Raw genomic sequence first — 16,475 nt, 5'->3', positions numbered from 1 at the left:
CGTATGTGAATTTTTAATAGAGAACAGAATCAATGGATAAATTCCGTGTTCAGGGGCCGACTCGCCTTCAGGGCGAAGTCACCATTTCTGGTGCAAAGAACGCCGCCCTGCCAATCCTCTTTTCCGCGCTGCTTGCCGAAGAGCCGGTAGAGATCCAGAACGTACCTAAGCTGAAAGATATCGATACCACCATGAAGCTGCTGAGCCAGCTGGGCGCGAAGGTTGAGCGCAATGGTTCAGTATGGATTGACGCCGGCCCGGTTGATGTATTCTGTGCTCCGTACGACCTGGTGAAAACCATGCGTGCCTCCATCTGGGCGCTGGGCCCGCTGGTGGCGCGTTTTGGTCAGGGACAAGTTTCTCTGCCAGGCGGCTGCGCCATCGGCGCGCGTCCGGTCGACCTGCACATTAGCGGTCTGGAACAGCTGGGCGCCGAGATCAAACTGGAAGAAGGTTATGTCAAAGCCTCGGTCAACGGTCGCCTGAAAGGCGCGCATATCGTGATGGATAAGGTGAGCGTCGGCGCTACCGTAACTATCATGAGCGCAGCGACCCTCGCGGAGGGGACGACGATTATCGAAAACGCCGCGCGCGAGCCGGAAATTGTCGATACCGCCAACTTCCTTAACGCGCTGGGCGCGAAAATCAAAGGCCAGGGCACCGATCGCATTACCATCGAAGGCGTGCAGCGTCTGGGGGGCGGCGTATACCGTGTACTGCCGGACCGTATCGAAACTGGCACCTTCCTGGTGGCCGCGGCGATTTCCGGCGGCAAGATCCTCTGCCGTAACGCGCAGCCGGATACTCTGGATGCCGTTCTGGCGAAACTGCGTGACGCCGGGGCTGACATCGAAACGGGAGAAGACTGGATTAGCCTCGATATGCACGGCAACCGTCCGAAAGCGGTCAACGTGCGTACCGCGCCGCACCCGGGCTTCCCGACCGATATGCAGGCCCAGTTCACGCTGCTTAACCTGGTGGCGGAAGGGACCGGCGTGATCACCGAAACGATCTTTGAAAACCGCTTCATGCACATTCCGGAACTGATCCGTATGGGCGCGCACGCGGAGATCGAGAGCAATACCGCTATCTGTCACGGCGTGAAGCAGCTTTCGGGCGCGCAGGTGATGGCGACCGATTTGCGTGCGTCGGCGAGCCTCGTGCTGGCAGGCTGCATCGCTGAAGGGACCACCATCGTTGATCGCATCTACCACATCGATCGTGGCTATGAGCGTATCGAGGATAAACTGCAGGCGTTGGGTGCCAATATTCAGCGCGTGAAGGGCGAGTAACCGTGTCCTGACAGGGCCCCGGGGCGTTGCTTCGGGACCCTGTCGATTATCACATCACCTGTCTGTCTTCTTTTGACGCATCATCTGCGTTCTGTCGATAAACTCATGAGTCACCGGGTCGTGGTAGCGTGACGGCCAGATGACCCACGGCTGCGTTTCCAGCGCCGTGGCGATAATCAACTCGCCTTTCGGCCAGGGGCGGGTCAGGGCGTTCGCCAGCGTTGAAGAACTCAGGCCGTGCCGTCGCGACTCTGCCGCCAGCGATGTTCCCCGTTTACGTAACCCAGCAACAATATCGGCGGGATGCCAGTCGATGAACTTATCCATAAATTCTCCTGGTGTTAAAGGTCCAGATCGTCCACATGGGCGATGGGGACACTATACCCGCGTACTATGTAGGGTTCTAACAAGTTCTGTTAAGGCGCCAGAATATTCAGAATCTATCAAGATATTCGGAAGTTTAGGGAGAGAAGTGGCATTTTACTGGAACTTTCCCGCGCATCGCGCGGGAAAGGAGGGGGGATTAATGATCGCGCTGGACCGCAATATGTGCCAGTCCAATCAAAGCTTCGCGCCACGGTGTGTCCGGGAGGATCTGCAGGGCTGCAATCGCTTTATCGGCTTCTTCTTCAGCACGCTTCTGCGTCCACTCCAGCGAACCGCAGGTGGCCATGGTTTCCAGAACAGCATCCAGCAGATGGCGACCATTGCCCTGCTCGATCGCCCCGCGGATCATCGCCGCCTGATCGGGGGTGCCATGATGCATAGCATGCAGCAGCGGTAGCGTCGGTTTGCCTTCGTTCAGGTCATCACCGACGTTTTTACCGAGTCGCTCTCCGTCGGAGCTGTAGTCGAGTAAATCGTCGATCAGCTGGAAAGCGGTGCCGAGATAGCGACCATAATCCTGCAACGCGCGCTCTTCTTCCGCGGAGCAGTCGGCCAGCATTCCCGCACACTGCGAGGCCGCCTCAAACAGGCGCGCCGTCTTGCTGTAGATGACGCGCATATAGTTCTCTTCCGTGATATCCGGATCGTTGACGTTCATCAACTGCAGCACTTCGCCTTCGGCAATGACGTTCACCGCCTCCGACATGACCTCGAGGATCTTCAGTGAGCCTAGCTGGGTCATCATCTGGAAGGCGCGGGTATAGATGAAATCGCCAACCAGCACGCTGGCGGCATTGCCGAACGCCGCATTGGCCGTGGCTTTGCCGCGACGCATGTCAGACTCATCGACGACGTCGTCATGCAGTAGCGTGGCGGTATGAATAAATTCAATCAGCGCAGCAATAGTGACATGCGCGCTCCCTTGATAGCCCACCGCGCGCGCGGCAAGCACAGCAATCATCGGGCGAATGCGTTTGCCGCCGCCGCTGACGATGTAATAGCCTAACTGATTGATAAGCTGAACATCGGAGTTGAGTTGCTCAAGAATCGTCGCATTGACACCCGCCATATCTTGCGCGGTTAACTCATTGATTTTTTCTAAATTCATCGCAAAAGCCGGGCCAAATGTCCTGTTACCATGAATCCAGGTGGGATCACAGAAGGATTAAGACAGAATTAAAAGAAGATATGATTGTACTGAAAAATTGCCGTAGATAAACGTTGTCGTGAAAGTTGTGTTTTTTTTCTGCATTGATCGCTAATCGCTCTTGTCAAAGGCTCGCGTTTTGCGTAATATTCGCGCCCTATTGTGAATATTTATAGCGCACTCTGAATCACATAAAGAGGTGCGCGGAAGCGGAGTTTTATATGTACGCGGTTTTCCAAAGTGGTGGTAAACAACACCGAGTAAGCGAAGGTCAGACCGTTCGCCTGGAAAAGCTGGACATCGCAACTGGCGAAGCTGTTGAATTCGCTGAAGTGCTGATGATCGCAAACGGTGAAGAAATCAAGATCGGCGTTCCTTTCGTTGAGGGCGGCGTAATCAAAGCTGAAGTTGTTGCTCACGGTCGTGGCGAGAAAGTTAAAATCGTTAAGTTTCGTCGTCGTAAACACTATCGTAAGCAGCAGGGCCATCGTCAGTGGTTCACTGATGTGAAAATCACTGGCATCAGCGCCTAAGACCTGAGGAGTAGATTTAAATGGCACATAAAAAGGCTGGCGGCTCGACTCGTAACGGTCGCGATTCAGAAGCTAAACGTCTGGGCGTAAAACGTTTCGGCGGTGAAGCAGTTCTGGCAGGTAGCATCATCGTTCGTCAACGTGGTACCAAATTCCACGCTGGCACCAACGTTGGTTGCGGCCGTGACCACACTCTGTTCGCTTTGACTGACGGTAAAGTCAAGTTCGAAGTTAAAGGCCCGAAAAACCGTAAATTCATCAGCATCGTTGCTGAATAAGTTTTTCGCGTCCCGGTAACGGATGAAAGCCCCGCAACACGTTGCGGGGCTTTTTACATTCGTCTACTGGAAAATTTTGCAGGGAAACAGGCATGAAGCAGCAGGCTGGGATTGGCATTATTCTGGCGCTTACCACCGCGATGTGTTGGGGAGCGTTGCCGATTGCGATGAAACAGGTTCTTGAGGTGATGGAGCCGCCTACGGTGGTGTTTTATCGCTTCCTGATGGCCAGCATTGGGCTTGGCGCGATCCTCGCGATCAAAGGCAAACTGCCGCCGCTGCGAATTTTTCGCAAGCCGCGCTGGCTGGTTTTGTTAGCCATTGCCACCGGTGGCCTGTTCGGTAACTTCATTCTGTTCAGTTCTTCCCTGCAATATCTCAGCCCCACTGCTTCTCAGGTCATCGGCCAGCTATCGCCGGTGGGCATGATGGTGGCAAGCGTCGTGATTCTGAAAGAGCGCATGCGCGGTACCCAGGTGGTGGGCGCGTTGATGTTGCTCAGCGGGCTGGTGATGTTTTTCAACACCAGCCTGATTGAAATCTTTACCCGCCTGACGGATTACACATGGGGGGTAATTTTCGGCGTTGCTGCTGCAACGGTGTGGGTAAGCTATGGCGTCGCGCAAAAGGTGTTATTGCGCCGTCTGGCATCACAGCAGATACTATTTTTGCTGTACACTTTATGTACGATTGCATTACTGCCGCTCGCTAAGCCCGGGGTGATATCCCAGCTAAGCGACTGGCAACTGGCATGCCTGATTTTTTGCGGGCTAAATACCCTGGTCGGCTACGGGGCGCTGGCGGAAGCCATGGCGCGCTGGCAGGCGGCGCAGGTCAGCGCGTTAATCACCTTGACGCCACTGTTTACGCTACTGTTTTCTGATTTATTATCAATGGCCTGGCCCGATGTTTTCGCCAGACCGATGTTAAACCTGATTGGTTATCTCGGTGCGTTTGTCGTGGTTGCGGGCGCGATGTATTCCGCCATCGGCCATCGTCTTTGGGGGCGTTGGCGTAAGCGAGAGGCGGTAGTACCGCTGCCCCGCTCAGGCGAATGATTTACGGAGAGTAAAATGAAGTTTGTAGATGAAGCAACGATCCTGGTCGTAGCAGGTGACGGCGGCAATGGTTGCGTAAGCTTCCGCCGCGAAAAGTATATTCCGAAAGGCGGTCCGGACGGCGGCGATGGCGGTGACGGCGGCGATGTCTGGCTGGAAGCGGACGAGAACCTGAACACCCTGATCGACTACCGTTTTGAAAAATCGTTCCGCGCCGAACGCGGGCAGAATGGCCAGAGCCGCGACTGTACCGGTAAGCGTGGTAAAGACGTGACGGTGAAAGTGCCGGTCGGGACCCGGGTTATCGACCAGGGAACCGGCGAGACCATGGGCGACATGACCAAACACGGTCAGCGTCTGATGGTGGCGAAAGGTGGCTGGCACGGTCTGGGCAACACCCGTTTCAAATCATCCGTTAACCGCACCCCGCGTCAGAAGACCATGGGTACCCCGGGTGATAAACGCGACCTGCAGCTGGAGCTGATGCTGCTGGCCGATGTCGGGATGCTGGGGATGCCGAACGCCGGCAAATCCACCTTCATCCGCGCGGTCTCCGCCGCCAAGCCGAAAGTGGCTGACTATCCGTTTACCACCCTGGTGCCAAGCCTGGGCGTGGTGCGTATGGACAACGAGAAGAGCTTCGTGGTCGCCGATATCCCGGGGCTGATTGAAGGCGCAGCGGAAGGCGCAGGCCTTGGTATCCGCTTCCTCAAGCACCTTGAGCGCTGCCGTGTGCTGCTGCATCTCATCGACATCGAGCCTATCGATGGTTCCGATCCGGTTGAGAATGCCCGCATTATCATTGGCGAGCTGGAGAAATACAGCGAGAAGCTGGCCTCCAAGCCACGCTGGTTAGTCTTTAACAAGATTGACCTGATGGACAAAGCGGAAGCCGAAGCCAAAGCGAAGGCGATTGCCGAAGCGCTGGGTTGGGAAGATAAATTCTACCTGATCTCCGCGGCCAGCCAGCAGGGCGTGAAAGAGCTGTGCTGGGACGTGATGACCTTTATCATCGAAAACCCGATCGTGCATGTGGAAGAAGAGCAGAAGCCGGAGAAAGTCGAGTTCATGTGGGACGACTATCACCGTCAGCAGCTTGAAGAAGCCGAAGTCGAAGTGGAAGATGACGAAGACTGGGATGACGACTGGGACGAAGACGACGAAGAAGGCGTCGAATTCATCTACAAACGCTAATCCTGACTTCGCTGGATCAAAAAGGGCCGCATCTGATGCGGCCCTTTTGTTTTAGTTGTTCTGGTACAAATCTTTATACAAGCGGCTTTCAAAGCGGACCAGCGGGATGCGGCGATTACGCTGGTCGGCGGGTTCCACGGCGTAGCCGGAGAGATATTGCACGAAGGCCACCTTTTGTCCGCTGGCGGTAGTGATAAAGCCTGCAAGGTTATAAACCCCCTGCAACGAACCTGTCTTCGCCGAGACTTTGCCATCCACGCCCGCCTGGTGGAGACCGGCGCGGTATTGCAGCGACCCGTCGTGGCCCGCCAGCGGCAGCATGGAGATGAAGTTGAGCTCGGTATCGTGCTGGGCGATATACTGCAGCACCTGCATCATGGTCGCCGGGGCGAGCAGGTTGTGGCGCGACAAGCCAGAGCCGTCGGCGATGATCGTGTTGCCGAGATCGACCCCAGCCTGTTGACGCAGGATCTGGCGTACGGCATCGGATCCTGCCCGCCAGGTGCCTGGTACGCCGAAGCGGGCGTGGCCGATGGTACGAAAGACGGTGTCGGCAATCATGTTATCTGACTTCTTCAGCATGATCCGCAGCAGATCGTGCAGTGGAGCCGACTGGGTGGTGGCTAATACCGTTCCGGGGTCATTGGCCAGCGTCTGGCGCAGCAGCGTGCCGCTATAGGTGATCCCCGCCTGGGTCAGCTCCGCTTTGAGGATCGCCCCGGCGTAGCTGGCGCCATCCTGAATGGCGAAGGCCAGCGGCAGCGGCTCGCTACGCTGCGGCAGGCAGCCAGTGAGGGTATAGCGATTGAGATCGCCTGGCACTACGTCGAGCTCGCAGTACTGTGCTTCTGCTGAGCCGCGCGCCAGCGTTCGCACCTGGCTGAACATGGTGACCGGATAATAGGACGCAACGCGAATGAAGGCGAGATCGCCCGGTTTCTGCGCGCTATACAGCGAGACAGAGAAGCAGTTACGGTCGACAATTGCGGCCGCCGGCGGGGCGCTGAAGCACTGCGTCAGGTCGTTCCACGGCCAGCCCGGCGCTTTGTCATGGCTGGCGAAGACCGAGGTATCGATGAGCACATTGCCTTCGATACGCTGCACGCCAGCTTTTTTCAGCGTCGCCACCATATTGCGAATATCCTGCCGTTTGAGCGTCGGATCGCCGCCGAAGCGCGCAATCAGGTCGCCTTTCAGCACGCCGCCGTCAAGTGAGCCTTTGGTTTCCAGCGTGGTGGTAAAGCGAAAATCGGGCCCCAGCTGCAGCAGAGCCGCCAGCGCGGTGATGACCTTTTGCGTACTGGCCGGGAGCGCCATTTGCTGGCTGTGATAGTCGATTTCCGGCGTCGATGCGCCGACCTTTTGCGCCATAAAGGCAAGGTTCGCACCGGCGGGAAGCTGGTTGATGTACTCGTCAATATTCGCCGCCTGAGCGCTAAGCGCTATACCGGCAGTCAATCCGATGATAAATCTGGGAAATCGCATAATCTCGCGCTAACAACCTGAAGCCAGGCCGTCATACTACGGTGCAACGCCCAGTAAAGTAAACGATGACCCATAATGAACTTCGGGGTAAAATACCTATCAAATGAAAAATTGCTGCTGACCTGGGGAGTGTTTCCCGGGTCGGTTTCTTTTTGCTCGTGTCCTGCCTGTGGGCAGGGCAGGTGGCGGGGCGGAGCTCTCCGTTCCCTGAAGGAATGATAAAGAGGTATAACAAATGCAAGCGATTCCGATGACCTTACGTGGCGCTGAGAAACTGCGCGAAGAACTGGATTATCTGAAGTCTGTGCGTCGTCCTGAAATCATTGCCGCTATTGCTGACGCTCGTGAACACGGCGATCTGAAAGAGAATGCTGAGTATCATGCTGCGCGTGAGCAGCAGGGCTTCTGCGAAGGGCGTATCAAAGATATTGAAGCGAAGCTGTCCAATGCCCAGGTGATCGATATCACCAAAATGCCGAACAATGGCCGGGTAATTTTTGGCTCAACCGTCAGCGTGCTCAACCTCGATACCGATGAGGAACAGACCTACCGCATCGTGGGTGATGATGAAGCTGATTTTAAGCAGAATCTGATCTCCGTGAACTCGCCGATCGCCCGTGGTCTGATCGGCAAAGAGCAGGATGACGTCGTGACTATCCGTACCCCGGGTGGTGAAGTGGAATACGAAATTACTAAGGTTGAATACCTGTAAGGCGTATTTCCCGCTACGATGTTTATAGATTGTAAAGAAAGGAAAAAGGCCGCATAGCGGCCTTTTATCAACGTCAGGAGCATGGCATTTTGCTCGCCTGGCCGCAGAAATCCCTCGTTTTACACAAAGTTGTGTCGAGATTCAGGATATTCTTAGCGTGGCAGCGAGATCTTACGCTCTGGCGTTGGGCGGTACAGAACCAGCGTTTTACCGATGACCTGTACGTTACAGGCGCCGGTTTCACGTACGATGGCTTCCACGATCAAGGCTTTAGTTTCGCGATCTTCTGAGGCGATCTTCACCTTGATGAGCTCATGGTGCCCTAACGCTTGTTCGATCTCGGCCAGTACCCCTTCGGTCAAACCATTATTGCCAAGCATAACTACCGGCTTGAGCGGATGTGCCAGACCTTTCAGGTGCTGTTTTTGTTTAGTACTCAGATTCATCGTGTTTTTTTGCTTACGTTGGGATTGAAAACGGGTCATTCTACCGCCATCTCCCATATATCGCCAAACTACCGCGTCGATTTTTACGCAGTAAAGTACGATGAACCCGAACGGGAATGTTAAATGACAGGTAAAAAGCGTTCTGCCAGCTCAAGCCGCTGGCTTCAGGAACACTTTAGCGATAAATATGTTCAACAGGCACAGAAAAAGGGGTTACGTTCCCGTGCCTGGTTTAAACTTGATGAAATACAGCAAAGTGACAAAATTTTTAAGCCGGGGATGACGATAGTCGATCTCGGTGCTGCTCCCGGTGGCTGGTCGCAGTATGCGGTCACGCAGATCGGCAACAGCGGCCGCATCATCGCTTGCGATCTTTTACCAATGGATCCAATCGTTGGTGTGGACTTCCTTCAGGGCGATTTTCGTGATGAATTAGTCCTGAAAGCGTTACTTGAGCGAGTGGGCGACAGTAAAGTCCAAGTTGTCATGTCCGATATGGCGCCGAATATGTGCGGAACACCGGCGGTGGATATTCCCCGGGCTATGTATCTGGTAGAACTGGCGCTTGAAATGTCTCGTGATGTATTAGCGCCAGGTGGTAGTTTTGTAGTGAAGGTGTTCCAGGGCGAAGGCTTCGATGAGTATCTTCGAGAAATTCGCTCCCTGTTTACGAAGGTCAAAGTTCGTAAACCGGACTCTTCCCGCGCTCGTTCGCGTGAAGTGTATATTGTAGCGACCGGGCGTAAACCATAACCGGCAGATTTCAAACGAAAGTTTGAAAGAAACTGGATATAGAGTATCCTGACGCTGTTTTTAACACAGTTGTAATAAGAGGTTAATCCCTTGAGTGACATGGCGAAAAACCTAATACTCTGGCTGGTCATTGCCGTTGTGCTGATGTCAGTATTCCAGAGCTTTGGGCCCAGCGAGTCGAATGGCCGCAAGGTGGATTATTCTACCTTCCTGCAAGAGGTCAATCAGGACCAGGTTCGCGAAGCGCGTATCAACGGACGTGAGATCAACGTTACCAAGAAAGATAGTAACCGTTACACGACTTACATTCCGGTTAACGATCCGAAGCTGCTCGATAACCTGTTGACTAAAAACGTCAAAGTTATTGGCGAACCACCAGAAGAGCCAAGCCTGCTGGCTTCCATCTTCATCTCCTGGTTCCCAATGCTGCTGTTGATCGGCGTCTGGATCTTCTTTATGCGGCAAATGCAGGGCGGTGGCGGGAAGGGCGCGATGTCCTTCGGCAAAAGCAAAGCCCGTATGCTGACGGAAGACCAGATCAAAACCACTTTTGCCGACGTTGCCGGGTGTGACGAAGCGAAAGAGGAAGTCGGTGAGCTGGTGGAATACCTGCGTGAGCCGAGCCGCTTCCAGAAACTGGGCGGTAAGATCCCGAAAGGCGTCCTGATGGTCGGCCCTCCGGGTACCGGTAAAACGCTGCTGGCGAAAGCGATCGCTGGCGAAGCAAAAGTACCGTTCTTCACAATTTCCGGTTCTGATTTCGTCGAAATGTTCGTCGGTGTCGGTGCATCTCGTGTGCGTGACATGTTCGAGCAGGCTAAGAAAGCAGCGCCTTGCATCATCTTCATCGATGAAATCGACGCCGTCGGCCGCCAGCGTGGCGCGGGTCTTGGCGGTGGTCACGATGAACGTGAGCAGACCCTGAACCAGATGCTGGTTGAAATGGACGGCTTCGAAGGTAACGAAGGTATTATCGTTATCGCGGCGACTAACCGTCCGGACGTTCTGGACCCCGCGCTGCTGCGTCCAGGCCGCTTCGACCGTCAGGTTGTCGTTGGTCTGCCGGATGTTCGCGGTCGTGAACAGATCCTGAAAGTGCATATGCGTCGCGTACCGCTGGCGCCGGATATTGACGCGGCGATCATTGCGCGCGGTACCCCTGGCTTCTCTGGTGCGGACCTGGCGAACCTGGTCAACGAAGCGGCGCTGTTTGCTGCTCGCGGCAACAAACGTGTTGTTTCGATGGTTGAGTTCGAAAAAGCGAAAGACAAAATCATGATGGGTGCGGAACGTCGCTCCATGGTGATGACGGAAGCGCAGAAAGAATCGACCGCTTACCACGAAGCAGGCCACGCCATTATCGGCCGTCTGGTTCCGGAACACGATCCAGTCCATAAAGTGACGATTATCCCGCGCGGTCGTGCGCTGGGTGTGACCTTCTTCCTGCCGGAAGGCGATGCGATCAGCGCCAGCCGTCAGAAACTGGAAAGTCAGATCTCCACCCTGTACGGCGGTCGTCTGGCGGAAGAGATTATCTACGGTCCGGAACATGTTTCTACCGGCGCGTCCAACGACATTAAAGTGGCGACGAACCTGGCGCGTAACATGGTGACCCAGTGGGGCTTCTCCGACAAACTCGGTCCGCTGCTGTATGCGGAAGAAGAAGGCGAAGTCTTCCTCGGCCGTAGCGTAGCGAAAGCGAAGCATATGTCCGATGAAACCGCGCGTATCATCGACCAGGAAGTGAAATCGCTGATCGAGCGTAACTACGGTCGTGCTCGCCAGCTGCTGAACGACAACATGGATATCCTGCACGCGATGAAAGATGCGCTCATGAAATATGAGACTATCGATGCGCCGCAGATTGACGACCTGATGGCTCGTCGCGATGTTCGTCCGCCGGCGGGTTGGGAAGAACCGGGTTCTTCGAATAACTCTGACAACAATGGCACGCCTCGTGCGCCGCGTCCGGTTGATGAACCGCGTACGCCGAACCCGGGCAACACCATGTCAGAGCAGCTGGGCGACAAGTAAGCTACCGCTGTTGATGTCTTGTTTTAACCTTAAAAACCCCGGGGCGCCCGCTCCGGGGTTTTTCTTTTTTTAACCTCTTCAGTCTCAGGGATTTTGTGATGAAACTTGTAGCCCAGGGCTCAACCCTCGCTCTCTCTCATCCGCATGTGATGGGCATTCTTAATGTGACGCCCGACTCTTTCTCAGATGGCGGCGCTCACAACTCGCTGGTTGAGGCGGTGAAGCATGCCAATCTGATGATTAACGCAGGGGCGACCATCATTGATATCGGCGGTGAATCCACGCGGCCAGGGGCGGCTGAGGTGAGCGTAGAAGAGGAACTCGCGCGGGTGATCCCGGTTGTCGAAGCGATCGCTCAGCGCTTTGAAGTGTGGATCTCGGTGGATACGTCCAAACCGGAGGTTATCCGCGAATCAGCCCGGGCCGGGGCGCATATCATTAACGATATTCGTTCGCTGACCGAACCTGGCGCGCTGCAGGCCGCTGCGGAAACCGGGCTGCCGGTGTGTCTGATGCATATGCAGGGTCAGCCGAAAACCATGCAGGAGGCGCCAAAATATGAGGATGTCTTCGCCGATGTCGAGCGCTTTTTTGCAGAACATATTGTGCGCTGCGAGCAGGCGGGGATCGCAAAAGAAAAATTGCTGCTCGACCCGGGATTCGGTTTCGGTAAAAATCTCTCCCATAATTATCAACTGCTGGCCAGGCTGGGTGAATTTCACCACTTTGGGCTGCCTCTGCTGGTCGGTATGTCGCGTAAGTCGATGGTAGGTCAGTTGCTGAACGTCGGGCCGTCGGAACGGCTGAACGGCAGCCTGGCGTGTGCCGTCATTGCAGCAATGCAGGGCGCGCAGATAATCCGCGTCCATGATGTCAAAGAAACGGTAGAAGCGCTGCGCGTGGTGGAAGCCACCCTCGCCGCTAAGGGAAAAAAACGTTATGAGTAACCGCAAGTATTTTGGCACCGATGGTATTCGTGGCCGCGTCGGCGATGCGCCGATCACTCCGGAATTTGTGCTTAAGCTGGGCTGGGCGGCGGGGAAAGTGTTAGCGCGCCACGGCTCGCGTAAAATTATCATCGGCAAGGATACCCGTATTTCGGGCTATATGCTGGAGTCCGCGCTGGAAGCTGGGCTGGCGGCCGCGGGGCTCTCTGCGTCGTTCACCGGGCCAATGCCGACACCGGCCATCGCCTACCTGACGCGCGCATTCCGCGCCGAGGCGGGGATCGTTATTTCAGCTTCGCATAACCCTTTCTACGACAACGGTATTAAATTCTTCTCCATTGAGGGCACCAAGCTGCCGGATGATGTGGAAGAGGCGATTGAAGCCGAAATGGAGAAAGAACTCACCTGCGTGGATTCGGCAGAGCTGGGCAAAGCCAGCCGTATCGTTGATGCCGCCGGGCGCTACATTGAATTTTGTAAAGGCACCTTTCCCAACGAACTGAGCCTCGGCACGCTGAAAGTGGTGGTGGATTGCGCGCACGGTGCGACCTATCACATTGCCCCCAATGTCTTCCGCGAGCTGGGCGCTCAGGTTATCGCGATGGGCTGCGAGCCTGACGGCCTCAACATCAACGAAGAGGTCGGCGCCACCGACGTGCGTGCGCTGCAGGCGCGCGTGCTGGCGGAGAAAGCCGATCTGGGTATTGCCTACGACGGCGATGGCGATCGGGTGATCATGGTTGACCATGAAGGCAATAAAGTCGATGGCGACCAGATCCTCTACATCATCGCCCGGGAAGGGCTGCGTCAGGGGCAGCTGCGCGGCGGCGCCGTGGGCACGCTGATGAGTAATATGGGACTGGAGCTGGCGCTCAAGCAGTTAGGCATCCCGTTTGCCCGCGCGAAGGTCGGTGACCGTTATGTACTGGAGATGCTGCAGGAAAAAGGCTGGCGCATTGGTGCGGAAAACTCAGGCCATGTGATCCTGCTGGATAAAACCACCACCGGCGATGGCATCGTCGCCAGTCTGCAGGTGGTCGCGGCGATGGTACGTAACCATATGAGTCTGCATGACCTTTGCAGTGGCATGAAGATGTTCCCTCAGTTACTGGTGAATGTGCGTTTTACCGAAGGCAGCGGTAACCCACTGGAGAACGAGCATGTCAAAGCGGTGACCGCAGAAGTGGAAGCAGCGTTAGGGAAACGCGGCCGTGTCCTGCTGCGTAAATCCGGAACGGAGCCGCTGATCCGCGTCATGGTGGAAGGCGAGCATGAAGATCAGGTGCACGAGTTTGCGCATCGCATCGCCGAAGCGGTAAAAAGCGTCTAAGCTTGCCGGCTAAGTGGTTAAAAAGGCGGCGCTTGCCGCCTTTTTTATGATCGAATACCGGCTTTTTGCTGTTTTTTTCTGCAGTTGATACAATGTGTCGAAATTGCCCTTGCGAAGGTCATCCGCTTTGGTTAGTATTCACACCCGCTTCAGTGGGAAACGTTAAAACGTCCCGCTTTATTGGTCGAAGCACTTGGTATGCGGCAAATCCGCAAGGAACAGGTTGATTATGTACGAAGCTCTTTTGGTTGTTTTCCTTATTGTAGCGATTGGCCTTGTTGGTCTGGTTATGCTGCAGCAAGGTAAAGGCGCTGATATGGGAGCCTCCTTCGGTGCAGGCGCTTCCGGCACACTGTTTGGGTCCAGCGGTTCTGGCAACTTCATGACCCGTATGACCGGCATCCTGGCTGCGCTGTTCTTCATCATCAGTCTGGCGCTGGGTAATATCAACAGCAACAAGACCAGTAAAGGAAGTGAGTGGGATAACCTGAGTGCACCGAAAACGGAGCAAACTCAGCCAACTGCGCCGGCTCAGCCGACCAGCGACATCCCGCACTAAGTATTCTGTACCGAGGTGGTGGAATTGGTAGACACGCTACCTTGAGGTGGTAGTGCCCTAACGGGCTTGTGGGTTCGAGTCCCATCCTCGGTACCAATATTCCAGAAAAAAGACGCTGAAAAGCGTCTTTTTTTGTTTTTGTCCCCTCCGGCCATTTAATTATAAACATCTCTTTGCTGGTTCCCTTCTTTTACTGTCGTTAAAGTCGCCTCGTCAAATTAACAGAGGTGAAGTGACATAATGAACAAGATCGGGTTGCTTATCGTCGCCGGTGTGCTCGGTTTAGCAGGGTGCAGTTCAACATCACCCTCCCAAACGGTGGAGACGATTAATGCGCTAACGGTACCGGTATCGCACAGTGAGCCTGGGGCTACAGCGAATAATGCCCAGGCGGTGACGCGCTATTTCCAGGACAATACGGCGCTGATTGGTCGCCTTAACCATTCGTTGAAAAATCATTATTTGCAGGATGTGGAGCGCCGCGATGTGTTTGACAGACATAGTGAGGCGTACCAGGTGTATGGCGCCCTGACCCGTCTGGAGCAGATGGCGTCCATGAATGATGTTTACCGTAAAGAGAATAATGTTGCCGGTCTGCAGGAGATCAACCGCGTGCTGAAAAGCGTGCCGTTGGCCAGCTGAGAGAAGACAGGGACTGCCGGACAGCAATCCCTGTGTAAGGATTAAAAGCGGAAATTAACCCCGGCATAGGCCCCGTCGGCAAGGGTATTGTCACGATTGCCATCTTTCCCCGCCATATCGATATAACGATAGCCTGCTTCGATATTCAGAGACGGGAGTACGTTAATACGTAATCCGGCATTGGCCTCCACATAATCATCGACGCCGCTGGACATTGAGTCCGGCGAGTAATACCCCTCACCGAAGAGCGTGAAGTACTGGCCGAGGGGCAGCTCTGCGCCGCCGCCAGCGGCGATGGCATAGCCTTCATCACCATCTTTGGGATTCAGATAGACGCCTTTACCGCCCAGCGTCATCAGAAAAGGTCCAAGGTTAAAGTTGTAGCCCATTCCCAGCCCTACGCTGTCCCCGTCATTGTCGCTGTGAGCCCACTGGGTATTGAACGTCATACCCGGTTCCCCGGCGCCAAAGCTGGCGGACAGATTGGTGAACTCGGCACCGGCTTCACCATGCAGGTTAACGGATGCGCAGACGGCGCTGCTGGCCCCCAGGGCGATCATCACGGCAAACAATTTTGGAGCAATCGACTTCATTGTTGAATTCCTTCAGATAAAAAAAAGCCCGATACGGGCGTTCGGGCAAAATTAACGGGTTCTTGGATCTCATCGTTATGGTCGCTGCAGACGGCAGGCGAGGGGGTCAACTCCCGCTACCGCTGCTCACGCCTGGCCGATTTCCGGGGCATATCCTGAGCCGGTGCAGGCCCGGCGGTTAACGCCGTGAGTGGTTGCCTGCTGGTCGAGCCCAGGGACATGTTGTCCGCCGGTAAATTCAGGTGCTCAGCATAAAATTTTTCTTTTTTTACCGTTAGCGTTTATTAATTTAAATTTAAACATTTTCAACATTGAGGCGAGTAACAACAAATAAAGGTGACTGACGCGGTCAAAATTTTTCAGGAAGTGAGGTGATGCTTTGCAAATAACCGCCGCGGGCGAAAGCAATATAACCACCTTTCTTTAATGCTGACAAGACATTGAGAATACTGCTGCGCGACAGGTGGGTCCTGTCCTGAATATATTCAAGAATAGACACGCGCAGTCGGGTCTCTGCGGTTAATAGCATCATTTCCAGCAGATGGTTACGGATCACTGAATAGGTTCGCTGTTGCAGGACCAGATCGTCACGATATACCAGGTAAGAAGTATGATAGGCCAGCAGGCTGGTCACCTCCTCCCACAGGTTATGCTGACGAAAGAGCGCGGAAGCCAGGTCATAGTCGATGCGTAGCAGTTCGGAAGAGACTTCCGCTCGCAGGCTATGGCTGCGGCTGGGCTGTAGCATTTCCGCCACGCCGAAAAGGTGGGGCTCATAGACGGTCACCATCAATAGCTTGTCGGAATTCCGAATAATCGATAGCTCGCCTTTTTTAAAAATAAAGAGCTGGGTTTTGCCTTTATATTCCCAGGTGAGTCTTTTTCTGGCGATCGCGTTAACGGGCGTCGCGTGTGGCTCAAGCACATCGATCAGTCGGTCAATGGCCTTTTGCGGCCTGATCGGCGGTTTAATATTCATGATGTTTATCACCAGATATGAATTAATCAATTGAGGCTATTATAGTCAACAATTTTGCTGACCGGGCGATAAGGAAAAAATGCCTCTTTTCAATTTTTCTGGCGCT

The 16,475-nt window shown here is 54.7% G+C and carries 18 protein-coding genes and 1 tRNA gene; 13 read left to right on the top strand and 6 right to left on the bottom strand.

All coding sequences use genetic code 11. From position 1 onward, the window contains the following. The first annotated feature begins 32 nt into the window (after window positions 1-32). Entirely contained in the window at window positions 33-1,292 is a 1,260-nt protein-coding gene (murA, locus tag HMPREF3142_RS12660) for a UDP-N-acetylglucosamine 1-carboxyvinyltransferase (protein WP_008806645.1), read from the top strand. Between the two features lie 54 nt (window positions 1,293-1,346). On the opposite strand, the gene sfsB is transcribed toward murA, so the two are convergent. Together sfsB and ispB are read right to left on the bottom strand one after the other, a co-directional pair. Beyond that, a complete protein-coding gene (sfsB, locus tag HMPREF3142_RS12655) occupies window positions 1,347-1,619 on the bottom strand; it encodes a DNA-binding transcriptional regulator SfsB (RefSeq protein WP_008806644.1) in 273 nt (90 codons plus the stop codon). Window positions 1,620-1,815: 196 nt separating this feature from the next. After that, window positions 1,816-2,787 (bottom strand): octaprenyl diphosphate synthase, encoded by a 972-nt coding sequence (gene ispB, locus HMPREF3142_RS12650; protein WP_008806643.1) that lies wholly within the window; start codon window positions 2,785-2,787, stop codon window positions 1,816-1,818. 260 nt (window positions 2,788-3,047) lie between these two features. On the opposite strand from ispB, the gene rplU reads away from it, so the two are divergent. The 4 genes from rplU (at window position 3,048) to cgtA (ending at window position 5,889) form a co-directional block, all read left to right on the top strand. Continuing rightward, the gene (gene rplU / locus HMPREF3142_RS12645; protein ID WP_002918379.1) at window positions 3,048-3,359 is read left to right on the top strand and encodes a 50S ribosomal protein L21; all 312 of its coding nucleotides are present in this window, start codon (window positions 3,048-3,050) and stop codon (window positions 3,357-3,359) included. Between the two features lie 20 nt (window positions 3,360-3,379). Beyond that, window positions 3,380-3,637, top strand: a complete 258-nt coding sequence (gene rpmA, locus HMPREF3142_RS12640) for a 50S ribosomal protein L27 (RefSeq protein WP_002434222.1) — start codon at window positions 3,380-3,382, stop codon at window positions 3,635-3,637. Between the two features lie 92 nt (window positions 3,638-3,729). Continuing rightward, a complete protein-coding gene (locus tag HMPREF3142_RS12635; protein WP_008806642.1) occupies window positions 3,730-4,695 on the top strand; it encodes a DMT family transporter in 966 nt (321 codons plus the stop codon). A 15-nt stretch (window positions 4,696-4,710) separates the two neighbouring features. Then, window positions 4,711-5,889 (top strand): Obg family GTPase CgtA, encoded by a 1,179-nt coding sequence (cgtA, locus tag HMPREF3142_RS12630; protein ID WP_008806641.1) that lies wholly within the window; start codon window positions 4,711-4,713, stop codon window positions 5,887-5,889. A 51-nt stretch (window positions 5,890-5,940) separates the two neighbouring features. On the opposite strand, the gene dacB is transcribed toward cgtA, so the two are convergent. Then, complete coding sequence (gene dacB / locus HMPREF3142_RS12625) at window positions 5,941-7,374, bottom strand: serine-type D-Ala-D-Ala carboxypeptidase (protein ID WP_070612110.1); 1,434 nt, start codon at window positions 7,372-7,374, stop codon at window positions 5,941-5,943. A 235-nt stretch (window positions 7,375-7,609) separates the two neighbouring features. On the opposite strand from dacB, the gene greA reads away from it, so the two are divergent. Then, window positions 7,610-8,086, top strand: coding sequence for a transcription elongation factor GreA (greA, locus tag HMPREF3142_RS12620; RefSeq protein WP_008806639.1), 477 nt, complete (start codon window positions 7,610-7,612; stop codon window positions 8,084-8,086). A 152-nt stretch (window positions 8,087-8,238) separates the two neighbouring features. On the opposite strand, the gene yhbY is transcribed toward greA, so the two are convergent. Continuing rightward, a complete protein-coding gene (gene yhbY / locus HMPREF3142_RS12615; protein ID WP_002918374.1) occupies window positions 8,239-8,532 on the bottom strand; it encodes a ribosome assembly RNA-binding protein YhbY in 294 nt (97 codons plus the stop codon). A gap of 123 nt (window positions 8,533-8,655) precedes the next feature. Between yhbY and rlmE the strand changes: the two genes are divergently transcribed. From rlmE to HMPREF3142_RS29420, 7 genes are all read left to right on the top strand, one after another. Next, window positions 8,656-9,285 carry a 23S rRNA (uridine(2552)-2'-O)-methyltransferase RlmE gene (gene rlmE, locus HMPREF3142_RS12610; RefSeq protein ID WP_008806638.1) on the top strand — a complete coding sequence of 210 codons (630 nt, stop codon included), beginning with the start codon at window positions 8,656-8,658 and terminating at the stop codon, window positions 9,283-9,285. Window positions 9,286-9,384: 99 nt separating this feature from the next. Continuing rightward, a complete protein-coding gene (ftsH, locus tag HMPREF3142_RS12605; RefSeq protein ID WP_008806637.1) occupies window positions 9,385-11,319 on the top strand; it encodes an ATP-dependent zinc metalloprotease FtsH in 1,935 nt (644 codons plus the stop codon). 98 nt (window positions 11,320-11,417) lie between these two features. Next, window positions 11,418-12,266: a dihydropteroate synthase gene (folP, locus tag HMPREF3142_RS12600; protein ID WP_070612109.1), complete on the top strand. Its 849-nt coding sequence runs from the start codon at window positions 11,418-11,420 to the stop codon at window positions 12,264-12,266. After that, window positions 12,259-13,596, top strand: a complete 1,338-nt coding sequence (gene glmM / locus HMPREF3142_RS12595; RefSeq protein WP_002918370.1) for a phosphoglucosamine mutase — start codon at window positions 12,259-12,261, stop codon at window positions 13,594-13,596. The genes folP and glmM overlap by 8 nt, the downstream gene beginning before the upstream one ends. 229 nt (window positions 13,597-13,825) lie before the next feature. Beyond that, complete coding sequence (gene secG / locus HMPREF3142_RS12590; RefSeq protein ID WP_002918369.1) at window positions 13,826-14,155, top strand: preprotein translocase subunit SecG; 330 nt, start codon at window positions 13,826-13,828, stop codon at window positions 14,153-14,155. A gap of 9 nt (window positions 14,156-14,164) precedes the next feature. Continuing rightward, window positions 14,165-14,251 (top strand) — tRNA-Leu (locus tag HMPREF3142_RS12585). 297 nt (window positions 14,252-14,548) lie between these two features. Then, window positions 14,549-14,797 (top strand): hypothetical protein, encoded by a 249-nt coding sequence (locus HMPREF3142_RS29420; RefSeq protein ID WP_162493299.1) that lies wholly within the window; start codon window positions 14,549-14,551, stop codon window positions 14,795-14,797. A gap of 41 nt (window positions 14,798-14,838) precedes the next feature. Here HMPREF3142_RS29420 and HMPREF3142_RS12575 read toward each other — a convergent pair whose 3' ends face one another. Both HMPREF3142_RS12575 and HMPREF3142_RS12570 read right to left on the bottom strand, forming a co-directional pair. Continuing rightward, window positions 14,839-15,390 (bottom strand): YfaZ family outer membrane protein, encoded by a 552-nt coding sequence (locus HMPREF3142_RS12575; RefSeq protein ID WP_008806633.1) that lies wholly within the window; start codon window positions 15,388-15,390, stop codon window positions 14,839-14,841. A 349-nt stretch (window positions 15,391-15,739) separates the two neighbouring features. Next, entirely contained in the window at window positions 15,740-16,369 is a 630-nt protein-coding gene (locus HMPREF3142_RS12570; protein WP_012540476.1) for a winged helix-turn-helix transcriptional regulator, read from the bottom strand. Window positions 16,370-16,475 lie beyond the last annotated feature (106 nt).

The organism is Klebsiella sp. HMSC16C06 (assembly GCF_001808325.1).
In the GTDB taxonomy this organism is placed as follows: domain Bacteria; phylum Pseudomonadota; class Gammaproteobacteria; order Enterobacterales; family Enterobacteriaceae; genus Klebsiella; species Klebsiella variicola.
This window is presented reverse-complemented; position numbering and strand designations above follow the sequence as displayed.